The sequence below is a fragment of the Streptomyces sp. SID13726 genome (genome assembly GCF_010548375.1).
Lineage (GTDB): Bacteria > Actinomycetota > Actinomycetes > Streptomycetales > Streptomycetaceae > Streptomyces.
This window is the reverse complement of sequence record NZ_JAAGLY010000436.1, coordinates 1-445: the sequence shown is the minus strand read 5'-3', so window position 1 is coordinate 445 and position 445 is coordinate 1. Positions and strand designations below refer to the sequence as shown.

The following is a 445-nucleotide window of genomic DNA, read 5'->3' as shown; positions in this document are numbered from 1 at the left end:
AGACGGGGTCCGGGACGTCGTCGAACAGGAACACGAACGAGGTCCTCGCGACGCTCGCCACGCGCTCGCTCGGGCGCGACGTGCACCCGAACGACCACGTCAACGCGTCGCAGTCCTCCAACGACGTGTTCCCCACGTCGGTGCACGTCGCCGCCACCGCGGGCGTCGTGCGGGACCTCGTGCCCGCGCTCGGCCACCTCGCCGAGACGCTCGAGGCCAAGTCGGCGGAGTTCGCGACCGTCGTGAAGTCGGGCCGCACCCACCTCATGGACGCCACCCCCGTCACGCTCGGGCAGGAGTTCGGCGGCTACGCCGCCGCGATCCGCTACGGCGTCGAGCGCCTCGAGGCGGCGCTCCCCCGCGCGGCGGAGGTCCCGCTCGGCGGCACCGCCGTCGGCACGGGCATCAACACGCCCGCCGGGTTCCCGCAGCGCGTCATCGCGCT

The 445-nt window shown here is 74.2% G+C and carries 1 protein-coding gene; it reads left to right on the top strand.

The features are described 5' to 3' along the window. On the top strand, nucleotides 1-445 hold a 445-nt coding region (locus G3I78_RS48465; protein WP_275424939.1), incomplete at both ends, for a lyase family protein.